The organism is Nocardiopsis sp. iso_25 (assembly GCF_056173305.1).
In genome coordinates this window covers 1878109-1891463 of the sequence record NZ_CM149667.1, presented here as the reverse complement: position 1 = coordinate 1891463, position 13355 = coordinate 1878109, and the positions used below count along the sequence as shown (strand labels likewise).

The 13355-nt window shown below is 74.4% G+C and carries 12 protein-coding genes; 5 read left to right on the top strand and 7 right to left on the bottom strand.

Annotated elements, in window-relative coordinates:
• Window positions 1-182: 182 nt before the first annotated feature.
• The 4 genes from aroC to AC0VX6_RS08230 all read right to left on the bottom strand — a co-directional run bounded on the left by aroC (window position 183) and on the right by AC0VX6_RS08230 (window position 3924).
• On the bottom strand, window positions 183-1364 hold the full coding sequence (gene aroC, locus AC0VX6_RS08245; protein WP_248774172.1) for a chorismate synthase: 1182 nt from the start codon (window positions 1362-1364) through the stop codon (window positions 183-185).
• 44 nt (window positions 1365-1408) lie between these two features.
• Window positions 1409-2383, bottom strand: coding sequence for a prepilin peptidase (locus AC0VX6_RS08240; protein ID WP_274976904.1), 975 nt, complete (start codon window positions 2381-2383; stop codon window positions 1409-1411).
• 177 nt (window positions 2384-2560) lie between these two features.
• Window positions 2561-3301: an SseB family protein gene (locus AC0VX6_RS08235; protein WP_274976903.1), complete on the bottom strand. Its 741-nt coding sequence runs from the start codon at window positions 3299-3301 to the stop codon at window positions 2561-2563.
• Window positions 3302-3450: 149 nt separating this feature from the next.
• Complete coding sequence (locus tag AC0VX6_RS08230) at window positions 3451-3924, bottom strand: MarR family winged helix-turn-helix transcriptional regulator (RefSeq protein WP_475467997.1); 474 nt, start codon at window positions 3922-3924, stop codon at window positions 3451-3453.
• Window positions 3925-4127: 203 nt separating this feature from the next.
• Between AC0VX6_RS08230 and AC0VX6_RS08225 the strand changes: the two genes are divergently transcribed.
• The 3 genes from AC0VX6_RS08225 (at window position 4128) to AC0VX6_RS08215 (ending at window position 8255) form a co-directional block, all read left to right on the top strand.
• Entirely contained in the window at window positions 4128-4670 is a 543-nt protein-coding gene (locus tag AC0VX6_RS08225; protein ID WP_274976901.1) for a YceI family protein, read from the top strand.
• 197 nt (window positions 4671-4867) lie between these two features.
• On the top strand, window positions 4868-5179 hold the full coding sequence (locus tag AC0VX6_RS08220; RefSeq protein WP_274976900.1) for a DUF2470 domain-containing protein: 312 nt from the start codon (window positions 4868-4870) through the stop codon (window positions 5177-5179).
• 364 nt (window positions 5180-5543) lie between these two features.
• Window positions 5544-8255 (top strand): serine/threonine-protein kinase, encoded by a 2712-nt coding sequence (locus AC0VX6_RS08215; RefSeq protein WP_274978091.1) that lies wholly within the window; start codon window positions 5544-5546, stop codon window positions 8253-8255.
• 125 nt (window positions 8256-8380) lie between these two features.
• Here AC0VX6_RS08215 and AC0VX6_RS08210 read toward each other — a convergent pair whose 3' ends face one another.
• A complete protein-coding gene (locus AC0VX6_RS08210) occupies window positions 8381-10336 on the bottom strand; it encodes a sigma-70 family RNA polymerase sigma factor (RefSeq protein WP_274976899.1) in 1956 nt (651 codons plus the stop codon).
• A 57-nt stretch (window positions 10337-10393) separates the two neighbouring features.
• Window positions 10394-10720: a YciI family protein gene (locus AC0VX6_RS08205; protein WP_274976898.1), complete on the bottom strand. Its 327-nt coding sequence runs from the start codon at window positions 10718-10720 to the stop codon at window positions 10394-10396.
• Window positions 10721-10859: 139 nt separating this feature from the next.
• On the opposite strand from AC0VX6_RS08205, the gene AC0VX6_RS08200 reads away from it, so the two are divergent.
• Entirely contained in the window at window positions 10860-11528 is a 669-nt protein-coding gene (locus AC0VX6_RS08200) for a DUF998 domain-containing protein (protein WP_274976897.1), read from the top strand.
• 116 nt (window positions 11529-11644) lie between these two features.
• On the top strand, window positions 11645-12565 hold the full coding sequence (locus AC0VX6_RS08195; RefSeq protein WP_475467995.1) for an aldose 1-epimerase family protein: 921 nt from the start codon (window positions 11645-11647) through the stop codon (window positions 12563-12565).
• A gap of 36 nt (window positions 12566-12601) precedes the next feature.
• Here AC0VX6_RS08195 and AC0VX6_RS08190 read toward each other — a convergent pair whose 3' ends face one another.
• Window positions 12602-13189 (bottom strand): nucleotidyltransferase family protein, encoded by a 588-nt coding sequence (locus tag AC0VX6_RS08190; RefSeq protein ID WP_212644540.1) that lies wholly within the window; start codon window positions 13187-13189, stop codon window positions 12602-12604.
• Between the last annotated feature and the right edge of the window lie 166 nt (window positions 13190-13355).

Below are 13355 nucleotides of genomic sequence, written 5' to 3'. Positions count from 1 at the left end.
CCTTGGTCTTGCCGTCCCCCCACCTTAGCTTCGCGGGGGGAACGCGAACCATCGGCGGGGACGCGGACCGTCCCCGCGCCTGTGGACAACCGTTGCGGCAAGGGGACGCCAGGGGCGGTTCCCAGTCCGCTTCCGTCCCGTCCGTGAACGGGACGGAAGCCCGCCGAGGCCGGGACCGAAGGTCAGCGGATGGTCAGCGCGTCCAGGTAACCCCTGAGGTTGCGCGCGGTCTCGGCGACCGAGTCGCCGCCGAACTTCTCGACGGCGGCCTCGGCGAGCACCAGGGCGACCATCGCCTCGGCAACCACACCGGCGGCCGGGACGGCGGTGACGTCGCTGCGCTGGTGGTTGGCCTGCGCGGGCTCACCGGTCTCGACGTCGATGGTGTCCAGCGCCCGGGGGACCGTCGCGATGGGCTTCATGGCCGCGCGCACGCGCAGCGGGTCGCCGGTGGTCATACCGCCCTCGACGCCTCCGGCGCGGTTGGTGCGGCGGCGCACACCGTCCGGACCGGGTTCGATCTCGTCGTGGGCGGCCGAACCGCGGCGGGCGGCGGTGCGGAAGCCGTCGCCGACCTCCACGCCCTTGATGGCCTGGATGCCCATGAGCGCACCGGCCAGGCGCGCGTCCAGGCGCCGGTCCCAGTGCACGTGGCTGCCCAGGCCGGGCGGCAGGCCGTAGGCCAGCACCTCGACCACGCCGCCGAGGGTGTCACCGGACTTCTTGGTGTCGTCGACCTCCTCGACCATGCGGGCGCTGGTCTGGGCGTCGAAGCAGCGCAGCGGGTCGGCGTCGATCGCGGCCAGGTCCTCCGGACGCGGCTCCGGGGCGTCCTCGGGCACCGCCACGGGTCCCATGGACACCACGTGGCTCAGGATCTCCACGCCCAGGGCCTGGCGGCAGAACTGGCGCGCCACCTCGCCGATAGCGACGCGGGCGGCGGTCTCGCGGGCGCTGGCGCGCTCCAGGATCGGCCGCGACTCCCCGTGGCCGTACTTCTGCATGCCGACCAGGTCGGCGTGGCCGGGGCGGGGCCGGGTGAGCGGCGCGTTGCGCGCCACGCTCTCCAGCTCCTCGGCGGGCACCGGATCGGGGGACATCACCTTCTCCCACTTGGGCCACTCGGTGTTCCCGACCTCGATCGCGACCGGACCCCCCTGGGTGCGGCCGTGACGGATGCCCCCGATCACGGAGACCTGGTCCTTCTCGAACTTCATCCGGGCACCCCGTCCGTACCCGGCGCGACGGCGGAGCAGCGCGGCGGCGATGTCGTCCGAGGTGACGGACACACCGGCCGGGAGGCCCTCAAGAATCGCGACGAGTGCGGGTCCGTGGGACTCCCCCGCGGTCAGCCAACGCAACATGTGCACGATCCTTTCACGGATCGCCGTGCGGTGGCACCGCGGGTTCAGGGTTGTGGAAAGAGCGCGCCCCCCGCCAGGACGGTGGCCAGCGCGGCGGCGAGCATGAAGGGGCCGAGCGGGAAGGGGTCCCTGCGGGTGAGCCGCCGCAGAGCCATGAGCACGATCCCCACCAGGGAGAAGGCCGCGAAGGCCCAGAACACGGCGACCAGCGCGCCGAGGGTCCCCGCCGCCCACCCCGCGTACAGCGCGGTGAGTCCGGAGAGCTTGACGTCGCCGAAGCCCAGCCCCGCGCTGTGCACCCGCCACAGCAGCCAGTACAGCACCGTGACCAGGACCATGCTGACGAGCGCCCCGACGGCCCGGTCGGTGTCGGGTCCCTCGGGGGGCAGCAGGACGGCCAGCCCGATCAGGACCGCGGCGACGGGGTAGGCGGGGAAGACGACGGCGTCGGGCAGGCGCATGACCCGCAGGTCGATGACGGCCAGCGGCACGCCGACGGCGGTCAGCCAGAGCACGGCCAGCACGCCGAACGGGCACCAGTCGGGTTGGAGGGTGGCCCACAGGCCGACGCAGCCGAAGAGGGCGGCGGTCACGACGACGACCGCGGGGTGGGACCGGACGACCTGCTCGCAGTGGGGGCAGGCCCCCCGTCTTCGGAACGTCCGGGCCTCCACCGCCGGGAACCAGCGCAGGAAGCGCAGCTCGGCCCGGCAGTGGGGGCAGCGGGGCGGCGGCGGGCCCTCGTCGTCCTCCTCAGGCGGGAGGCGGCGCTCGCCGTGCACGTCCTCCCCCGTGTCGGGGACCGCGGTGGCGTCGTCGCGCGCGGGTTGGACGTGCCGGTCGGCGGAGGGCGTGAGCGAACCGCGGGAGGCGGGTGCGGGCGGCGGGCCGGCGGGGCCGAAGAGGTGGACAAGGCGGCCGTTGACCTGGCCCACCACCACTCCGAGCAGGGCGAGGAGGACAGCGACGGACGCCGTCCACAGGTGCGGGTGGAGGAGGAGTGTCGAGGGGGTGGGCATGATGGGAAGCTACCCTTCCGGGGCCCGCGGCGACACCGCCCGGTCCGGCCTGTGGACAACTCCCCGTCCGCGAACGCCGTGGCACCGCACGCCCGCACGGGGCGTGCACGGGGCCAAGGCGCGGAGCGGTCCGGAGCCGCGGGGCCCGCGGCCCGGCCGGAGGCGACCGGGACGGGGTCAGTCCCGGTCGGCGGTCCCGGGCACGCTCGGGGGCGCGTCGCCGCGCCGGGCGCGCACGACGGCGCTCAGTTCGATGCCCCCGGGCAGCACGTGGCGCAGTTCGGCGGTGAGCCGCTCGGCCACGCGCCGCAGGACCTCGTCGTCGCGCTCCTCGAGTTCGAGGCGGATGCCGATCTCGCCGCGCTCGGAGGGGTGGATGCGGACGCGCTCGATGCCGAACTCGCCCTTGGTGACCTGGTAGACGAGTCCGAGGACCTGCGGGTCGTCCTTGGGCTCGGGTACGGCGCCGGTCTCGGCGATCATGCCGAGGAAGGGGCCCTGCACGGTGTAGGGCACGGGGCCGGCCACGTCGAGCACCAGCGCGTCCGCCTCCTCCTCCAGGGCCGCCTGGCAGGCGTCCCTGACGGTGAAGGGCACGGGGCGCGCGTCCGGGCGCCAGCGGCGGACCGCGTCCACGGAGGTGAAGGCGAGCATGCCGCGCCGCCCGTCCCTGCCGGTCATGATCGGGACGGCGACCTCGCTGTTCTTGTCCTTGGTGAGCCCGCCGACGCCCTCCTCGGTCTCGGTGGCCACGGCGACCACGGGGATGAGCACGCGGGTTCCGCTGAGCGCGGCCAGCACCTGGCGGTCGCCCGTGGCGCCCGTCGCGTGTTCGCGCAGGCGTGCCTCGACCTCGGGATCGACGCTGCCGTCGTCGTCGCGGAAGTTCTGGGCGCCGATGATGGATGGTCTGCTCACGTGCACCGACTCTACCGGTGGGGCGCGGGGCCCGTGGCGGGCACGCCCGAAGCGGCTCGGGCGGGGCGACGCGCGCCCGGGTCCGGTCCGTCTTCGGCGGATTCGGACACACGAAACGGTCGGGCCCGCGGGCGGGGCGGGCGCGGCCCTCACCCCCGCCGGGCGGTTCCGCCCTCCTCCAGCGCGCCGATGATCGAGCCGAGCTGGGCGACCTGCTCCTCGCTGAGGCGGTCGAAGATCAGCGAGCGCACGCGCTCGGCGTGTCCGGGCGCGGCCTGGTCCAGGAGGAGGGAGCCCTTCTCGCTGAGCACGGCCCACAGCCCGCGGCGGTCGTCGTCGCAGTGCTCCCGGTGCACGTAGCCGCCGCGTTCGAGCCGTGCGACCTGGTGGGAGAGCCTGCTCTTGGACACGATGACGCTGTCGGCCAGCACCCGCATGCGCATGCGCCGCCCCTCGGCCTCGGACAGGTGCACGAGGATGCCGTACTCGATGAGGGAGAGCCCGGTACGGGCGCGCAGGTCCTTCTCCAGCTCGTCGTAGACCCAGGCGTTCATCCTGAGGAAACCACGCCAGACGTGCTGTTCTCCGACGTCAAGCCATCCGGCGTTGTTCATGCGGCCCATCGTAGCGGCGTGTCCGAAACCCCCGCCCCGCCACACCGTCGGGCCCCGGGTCGGCCCGTGGTGGGCTGTGGTGGGAGAACGCCTTGCACGAGGGCCTCGCATTGCCTAAACTCCTCTTCCGAGGAAGATTCTTCTAAGAAGCCTTGTTACACCTCAGCGAATGGGCCCGACCCCCGGGTCCGCCGACCCGACAGGGAGACACCATGGCAGCGCAGGAACTCCAGGCCGGAACCTGGAAGATCGACACCGCCCACAGCGTCGTCGGCTTCTCCGTACGACACATGATGGTCAGCAAGGTCCGCGGGCGCTTCGAGAAGTTCGACGCCACGCTGACGGTGCCCGAGGACCCCACCCAGGCGTCCGTCGAGGCCACCATCGACGCCAGCTCGATCAACACCGACAACGGCGACCGCGACAACCACATCCGCTCCGCCGACTTCTTCAACGTCGAGGAGCACCCGGAGTTCACCTTCCGCTCCACCGGCGCCGTCGCCAAGGGCGAGGACTTCGTCCTGCAGGGCGAGCTGACCATCAAGGGCAACACCCGCCCCGTCGAGATCGCGCTGGAGTTCAACGGCTCCACCATCGACCCCTACGGTCTCAACCGCGCCGGCTTCACCGGCTCCACGCAGATCAGCCGCAAGGAGTTCGGCGTGGACATCGAGATGCCGATGGACGGCGGCGGCGTGGTCGTCGGCGACAAGATCACCATCGACATCGACGCCGAGTTCACCCGCCAGGCCTGAGCGCGTCCGTGACGGCCGGGCGGACTCCGGGCCGTACGGGACAGGGGAACACGCGGGGCGGGACGGTCTCCCGGAAGTTTTGACGACACACCGTCATCACCTTCGGGGCCGCTCGGATATCGTCAGCGGGGGGAGGGCGCACAGCCCTCCCCCCGCTCGTGTCACGCGTGCGCGCCACCCGCCGACCAGGAGGTCCCGTGTCCCCGTCCAACCCCTTCTCCCCCGAGGTCGTCTCCGCCGTCACCGCCCACATGAACGGCGACCACCCCGAGGACACCCTGCTCATCTGCCGCGCGCTGGGCGGCCGACCCGAGGCCACCGCCGCGCGCATGACGGGCCTGGACGGCGACGGCGGCGACTACGCGGTCACCGTGGACGGAACCGAGCACGCCGTGCGCGTGCCGTGGGCGCGGCCCCTCACCGAGCGCGCCCAGATCCGCGCCGAGGTCGTGCGCATGTACCAGGAGGCCTGCGACAGGCTCGGCGTGACCCCGCGCGGGCAGCACTGAGGCACACGAGGCGTACAGGACGCGGACACGTGTGAGGGCAGCACGCGGCGGCCGGGAGGGGTGGCCCCCCTGTATCCAGCAAAGCCCACCGGCGCCCGTTCCCGCCAGCCCCGGCCCGCGCCTGTGGACGACCTCCGGGGAACGTCCGGACGAAGCTCGACCGCCTCCCTCCGTCCCACTCCCGGTTTCGGTGGAACTTCACGGAGCCGTGAGGAGTCAAACGGGATGGAGGGAACGACGGGGGACACGGGTCCGGTGCCGCGAACGCCACGCGAACCGCACCGCGCGGACCTACCCTGGAGGGACCTCGTTCCCCCGCAGGTCCACGACACCAACGCCTATCCGAAGGATGGCTCCGACCCCGATGGTCACGCCCGACCCCGGTGACGAGAACGCGCCGACCCAGCGGATCGAACCCACCGCGCCCACCACACGCATCGGCCCCGACGCGGACCGCACGCCCGCGGCCCGCACGCGCTGGGCCACCCGTGTGTTCCGCCCGGGAACGGCCCGAGGGGGCGACACCGAGCCCACCCGCGTGTCCTCCCCGGCCGCGGACCGCACCAGCGTCCTGCCCGGCGCCGGTCAGGCGGACGCCACCCGCACGGCCGCCGCGGTCCCCGGCACGCGCCCCGCCCGCACCATCCCGGGCGACGGCCGCACCGACGGCCGCGCGCCCTGGTGGCGGACCCTGTTCGGCCCGCTCCTGGACTGGATGGCCCGCCTGGTCTCGCGCGTGGTGGTCGGCCCCGCCAGCGACCTCGACTACGCCGTCCCCGCCGAACTGCGCCGCCGCTACCGCGTGCTCGACCACATCGGCGCGGGCGGCGAGGCCGTCGTCTACCTGGCCGAACCCACCGACTCCCCCGGACGCCGACTCGCGCTCAAGGTGTACCGGCCCGGCCACGACATCAACCGCGAACTCCTCGACCGCCTGCGCGCCCGCGGCACCGCCTCGCCGCACACCCCCGCCATCCAGGGGTACGGCACCGCCGCCAGCTCCTGGGGCGAGGACCTGGCCTGGGAGGCACAGGAGTACTTCTCCCACGGCTCGCTGCGCTCGCTCATCGACCAGGCCCCGCTGTCGGACGAGCGCGCCCGCGCCGTGGTCTCCGCCGTCGCCGACTGCCTGCACCACTGGCAGGACGAACTCCAGCACAACCACACCGACGTCAAGCCCGAGAACCTGCTCGTGCGCTCCCTGGACCCGCCGGTCGTGGCGCTCACCGACTTCGGCGGCGCCGTGCGCGCCACCATGAGCCGCGTCTACGGCGGACTGGCGGTCACCGAGGACTACGCCGCGCCGGAGGTCGTCGAGGGCCGCCGCGAGGCGCCCGCGGCCTGGTGGTCCCTGGGCGTGATCGTGCACGAACTGGTGGCCGGACGCCGCCCCGAGCGCGGCGGCAACTGGCTGACCGCCCGCAACACCGAGGTGGACATCTCCGCCATCACCGACGAGCGCTGGCGCCTGCTGGCCCGCGGCCTGCTCACGCTCGCGCCCTCGGCACGCTGGGGCCACGACGAGGTCGTGCAATGGCTGGCGGGCGAGCGCCCGCAGATCCGCGCGGTCACGCGCCTGCGCCCCATCGAGTTCGCCGGAGCCAGCCACGAGGACCCGCCGAGCCTGGCCTTCGACCTGCTCGACCGCTCCGAGACCGGCGCCATGTGGCTGCGCACCCACTGGTCGCAGCTGCGCAGCTGGCTGGACCGCGAGGTCAACGACTACACCTTCGACCGCGCCTACCTCACCGGCCTGGACGCCCACCCCGAGCAGGCGCACGTGGCGATCAGCGCTCTGGCCGCCCGCTACGTGCCCGGGATGCCGCCGCGCTTTCGCGGCCACGAGATCAGCGCCGACGGGCTGCTGGACCTGGCCACCGGCGACGCCAGCCGCCACGCGGTGGTGCGCGAGGCCGTGACCTCGGGCGCGGTCGGACTGGGCGCCCAGCACTGGTGCCCGCACCCGGCCTGCCGCTCGGGCGGTTCGGGGCGGTGCGCCCTGCTGGAGCGCGTCCAGCACGAGGTGCCCCTGATCATGCGCAAGGTGTCCGAGAACGTCGACCAGCTGGTCGGCTCGGGCCCCGACGCGCCCCGGCGCCCGGACACCCACGAGACCGACACCGCCTGGGCCAGGGCGGTCGAACTCGTCCTGCTCCCCGACACCGCCTCCCGGAGCCGGTCGCTGCTGCGCCGCCAGTCCTGGCACCCGCGCCAGCGCACCGCGGCCCCGCACGCCCCGTGGTGGGTGGAACAGCGGCGCCTGGCCCTGCGCGACGCCAACGGACGCGACGCCCTGGCCACCCGGGCGGCCCTGATCACGGCGGTGCTCCTGCTGCCCGAGGCCGCGCGGGTCGGCGGCGCGGTCGCCGAGCGCGAGCGCGCCGACGGCAGGGCGCGCCGACAGGACCGGTGGGCGTCGCTGGCCGGTTCGGCCGGTGAACGCTGGTCCCAGGTCCGCGAGAAGGCGGCCGGAGTCCGCAGGCGCGCCGCCGGTACCTCCGCGACCGGCCGACCGGACGGTCCGACAGCCCCCCACCCCTACAACCCCGCAGGACCGCAGGACACCTCGCTCGACCCCCGCGAACAGGAACGCCGCAGGCGCCGGGCCGACAAGACCATGGGCCAGATCCAGCGGGCGATGAAGGCGGGCGCGTGCCGCCGGTTCGCCTACCCCGCGGCGCTGCTCGGACTCCTGGACGGGCTGGGCCGCGTGGTGCGCCCGCAGGAGGGCTTCTACCCCGAGAGCGAGTTCGTGACCTCGGCCTACACCGGGCTGCTGGACGCCGGCAACGGGGCCGTCCTGGGCTGGCTGTCGGAGCTGACCGGCGCCGTCACCGGCCTGCTGCCCGGCGACGTCGGCGCGGCGTGGTGGCTGCCGGTGCTGCTGTCGGTGCTGCTGGTGGCGCTGGGCCGCTCGGCGGCCAGCAGGAAGCCCACCTCGCGGGCCCGTCGGCGCCTGGGCGCCTTCCGCCTGGCCGTGGTGGGAACCCTGTTCATGGTGGTGGTGCTGTTGTCCACGGGGCTGCTGGCTCTGGGCTCGGGTGTGCTGATCCCCTTGGACGGCCTGCTCGCCTAGGACCTGCCGGGCGGGCGGTCGCCCGGACGGCCGCCCGCCGATCCGGGAACCCGGGCGAAACGCTCCCCGGCGGGCCGTCCGGGACCACCGGGCGGGCCCCTCCACCCCGCTCCGCGCGGGTGCGCTCAGGGCCGGAGCCTGCTCAGGGTGTAGCCCCGACCGGCCGGGTCCAGGGAGCGCGTGGCCCGCTTGAACAGGTACTCCGCACGCGGGTAGGAGAGGCGCCCTCGCCCCGTCAGCGGGCACAGGTCGGCCGCGGCGGGGCGCCTCGCCGGTCCCGGACGCCGGTCGGCCAGAAGGAGCGGCCCCCGGTCTCGCCCAGCCACCAGCCCGGGCAGCAGCCGAGCGGCCCCCGACCGCCAGCCCACCCAGCCGTCGCCCGCCCGCGCACGGCGGTCCTCCAGGTCCAGATCCTCCACGTTGAGCGCCAGCACGGACTTCACCCGGGCACCGGACTCGTACAGCAGCCGCCACAGCACGCGCTCGCGAAGCGCGAAACCCTCCCCGTCGCACAGGCGCGCCACGGTCTCGGGGCCGAGCGGCGCGCGCGGGGAGCGGGTCTCGCCGCGCCGTTCCAGGTCCGCCGCCAGATCCTCCAGCCCCGCCCAGGCGCCGAAGGAGCGCACGGTCGACCGGTGCCGGTTCCACGTGCGCGGGGCCGCACCGCCCCAGGCGGTGGCGAACACGCCCGCCACCCGTTCGGGGGTCAGGTCGGCCAGGGGCAGCCCCTCCCCCAGTGAGCGGCACAGCCGGTCCAGGGTCTGGCCGTAGGAGCGCAGCGTCCCGGGGTCCAGGTCGTCGCGGCCCAGGAACCCCCGGGCCGTTGCGCCCAGGTCGGGCCTGGTCGGCTCGGGGACCGCGGTCTCCTCGGCCCGGCGTGACAGGAAGGCGCGTTCGGCGGCGTTCTCGGCCAGCAAGGCGGCGCGCTCGAACTCCCGCCTCGCCTCGGCGGCCCGCCCCAGCCGCAGGAGCAGGTCGCCGCGCACGCCGGGCAGCAGGTGGTAGTCGCGCAGGACCGGGTCCCCCGCCAGTTCGTCGACCAGGGCGAGCCCCTCCTCCGGCCCGCGGGCCCTGCCGACCGCCACCGCCCGGTTCAGGCGCACGACCGGGGTGGGCAGTCGGACGACCAGTTGGTCGTAGAGGGCGGCGATACGGGTCCAGTCGGTGTCCTGCTCGCTGGTGGCCCGGGCGTGGCACACGGCGACGGCGGCCTGGAGCACGTAGGGACCGGGCGGGCCGCCCGCGTCACGGGCGCGCAGCATGGCGGCGAAGCCCCGGCGCACCAGCAGGGGATCCCAGCGGCCCCGGTTCTGCTCGTGCAGTCGGACGATCTCGCCGGAGGGACCGGTCCGGGCCCCGGCCCGGGACTGCTGGAGCTCCATCAGCGCCACCAGGCCGTGCACCTCGGCCTCGTGCGGCACCAGTCCGGCCAGGGTGCGGCCCAGCCTCAGCGCCTCCAGGCACAGGCCGGGGCGCATCAGGTCCTCGCCCGAGGTCGCCGCGTAGCCCTCGTTGAAGACGAGGTAGACGACCCCGAGGACGGAGGAGAGGCGCTCGGCCAGCTCCCGTCCGTCGGGCATACCGAAGGCCACCCCCTCCTCGGCGAGCAGCCGTTTGGCCCGTGCCACGCGCTGGGCGATGCGCCCCTCCCCGGTGAGGAAGGCGCGGGCGATCTCCCCGTTGGTCAGCCCGGCCACCAGGCGCAGGGTCAGCGCGACCCTCTCCGGAGTGGACAGCACCGGATGGCAGGTCACGAACAGCAGGCGCAGGACGCCGTCCTCCGGGACGGGCGCAACCCCGGGACCGCGCTCCAGCTCGTGGGCGATCTCCTCGTGCCTGCGCTCCAGGCGGTGCTCCCGGCGCAGGCGGTCCAGGACGCGGCGCTTGGCGGCGGTCATGAGCCAGGCGCCGGGGTTGTCGGGGATCCCCTCACGCGGCCACTGCTCCAGAGCAGCGACGAGGGCGTCCTGGGCACACTCCTCGGCGGCGCCGACGTCGTGCGCGATCCGGGTGAGCGAGGCGACGATCCGCGCCGACTCCATCTTCCAGACCGCGTCGACGGTGCGGTGGACATCGGTCACACCGAAGATGACAGCACCGGCCGGGCGCGTGCGCAACCCGGCCGGCGCCGCGGCGGGTCAGGGACCGAAGACCTGCTGGATGACGCTCTCGCCGTCGCCGACGATGCGGCGGAAGCGGCGGGCGACCTCAAGGGCCTCCTCGCGGGAGCGGACCTCGACCAGGGCGAACCCGGCCACGGCCTCCCTGGCCTCGGTGAACGGGCCGTCGGTCACGGTGATCTCCTCGCCGGCGGAGACCATCCGGACGCCGCCGGGCTCCAGCCCCCCGGTGGCCAGAAGGACTCCGGAGGCGGTGAGCTCCTCCACGAACGCGCCCATCTCGGCGTACAGGCCCTCGTCGTCGCGGGCGTCCTCGGCGGGGCGGGTGGTCATCAGGAAGCGCACGGCGTGCTCCTTCGTCTCGTTTCGTTGCCTTCGGATACACGTCGAACGAGGTGATGTGACAGGGAATGGCGGCGTTCCCTGTCACATCGCCGCAGCGACGTGACAGGGAGAAGCACAGAAACACGAGAGAGGTCCGGCCATGACCGCCACCACCGCCACCGCACCCCGTGTCCGCCGCGCCACCGCGGGCACCACCCGCGCGCTGCTCGCCGGCGCGGCCCTCGCGGCGCCCCTGTGGGCCGCCGTCTCCTTGGCGCAGGCCGCCGCCCGGGAGGGGTTCGACCTGACCCGGCACCCCCTGAGCGCGCTCAGCACCGGCGAACTCGGCTGGCTCCAGATCACGAACTTCCTGGTCGCGGGCGCCCTGACCGCCGCCGGAGCCCTGGGGCTGCGCCGATCCATGGGCGACGCGCCCGGCGGCACGTGGGCGCCGCGACTGGTCCTGGTCAACGGCCTCGGCATGATCGCGGCGGGGCTGCTCGTCATGGATCCGGCCGACGGCTTCCCCGTCGGCACCCCCGCGGGGATGCCCGAGCAGCTCACCTGGCACGGCTACGGCCACATGGCCGCCGGATCGGTCTCCTTCGCCGCGCTGATCGCAGCCTGCTACGTACTGGGGCACCACTACGGCCGCACCGGCCACCGGAGCACGGCCGCCGCCTCCCGTGTCGCGGGCACCGCTCTGCTGGTCGGCAACGGCTGGGCGATGACCGGCGGCCAGTACGGCTCGCTGACCCTGGCCGTCGGAGCCGTCACCGCCATGCTGTGGGTCTCGACGGTCGCCGCACTCCGCCTCCGAACCTCCTGAACAACTTCCGTCACACGCGCCACGTGTCCCGTCGTGTCCCCCCGACGGGGCGCGTGGGCTATGATCGCCCGGTTCGACACACGGACGCACGACCACGACGGGGAAGCAGGTGTCAGGTGGGTGAGGTGATCGAGCTGCGCTCGGGAGAGTACCGAGCGCGCGTCGACCGCACGGGAGCGGGACTGCGGGCACTCACCTGGCGCGGCCGCGACGTGGTCTGGCCCTACGACGGGGACGGCCCCAAGGCCTTCCAGGGCCAGGTGCTCGCGCCGTGGCCCAACCGCGTGACCGAGCACGGCTACCGCTTCGACGGGGTCGAGTACCGTCCCGAACCCAACGACCCGGCCACCGGCACCGCCATCCACGGCCTGGTCCACGACCAGGCGTGGACGCCGACGTCGGTCTCCGAGGACGCTGTCGAACTGCGGCTGGACTTCGGGGGCGGACCCGGCTTCCCCTTCCCCCTGGCGATGACCGTCGCCTACCGGCTCTCCGACGACGGACTGACGGTCGCCACCACCGCCCGCAACCCGGGCGGCTCCCCCCTGCCGTTCGGCCTGGGCTTCCACCCCTACCTCACCTTCGGCGAGCCGCTGTCCGCCCTGGCCGCGCGCGGGGAGTTCGCGCTGGAGGTCACCGCGGGCACCCGCCAGCCGGTGGACGGGCAGATGCTGCCCGTGGGCGACCCCGTCCCCGTGGACGGCGGCGAATTCGACTTCCGCACGCCCGGCCGCCAACTGGGCGACACCGTCCTGGACACCGCCTTCACGGAGCTGGAGAGGGACACCGACGGGCGCGCGTGGGTGCGGGCGAGCGGCCCCGAGCACCGGGTGTCGCTGTGGTGCGACCGCAGCTTCGGCTGGTTGCAGCTGTTCACCGCCGACACCCTCGGCGGTGACGACCACCGGGCCCACCTGGCCGCCGAGCCCATGACCTGCCCGGCCAACGCGCTGGCCACCGGCACCGACCTGATCGTGCTGGCCCCCGGGGAGTCGACCGAGCACGTGTTCGGCATCCTCGCCGAGCCCCTGGCCTGAGCCCCGGCCCGCCGACGCGCACGGTTCCGGGCGGGGTCAGCCCGAACCGGAGGGCTCCCGGCCCAGCACGTCGCTGAGCCGCTCCAGGTCCTCCACCGTGTCGATGTCCTCCGGGCTGGCGATGTCGTCGCAGGGCACGGCGGTGACCAGATGGGAGTACGCGCGCAGGAACGGGCGCGCCCCCACGTCGTGCACGGCCATGGCGTAGGCCGTCGACCAGTGCTCGCGGCCCAGCAGCACGGGGTTGCGCTGGTTGCCGCGGTAGGTGGCCACCGCGGCGCGGGCGCCCTGCTCGTGCGCCTCCACCAGACGGCGCACCGCCTCGGGGGTGACCAGGGGCTGGTCGGCCAGCGCGATCAGCACCGCGTCGACCGTGTCGGGCAGGGCGTCGATCCCGGCGCGCACCGAGGACCCCATACCGGTCCGCCAGTCGGGGTTGTGCACCGTGTGGGCACCGCGCACCGGGGTGTCGGCCGCGCCCAGCACCACCATGACCGGGGCGCAGCCGCCCGCGGTCAGCGTGCGCACACCGCGGTCCACCAGGCGTTCGCCGCCCACCTCGACCAGCGCCTTGGGCCGCCCGAGTCTGCTCCCCGAACCCGCGGCCAACAGCAGGCCCGCCACCGGGCCCGTACACGTGCGCTCCCCGCCCTGCTCCTGCCCCCCAGTACCCATGACGTGATGATGCCACGCACGGGCACGCGGGATGGGCGACCTGGCACAGCCCGTCCCATCCTGTTCCGCGACCGCCCCCACGAACCCGCCGTGACCAGGCACTCCGCGGCCCGAC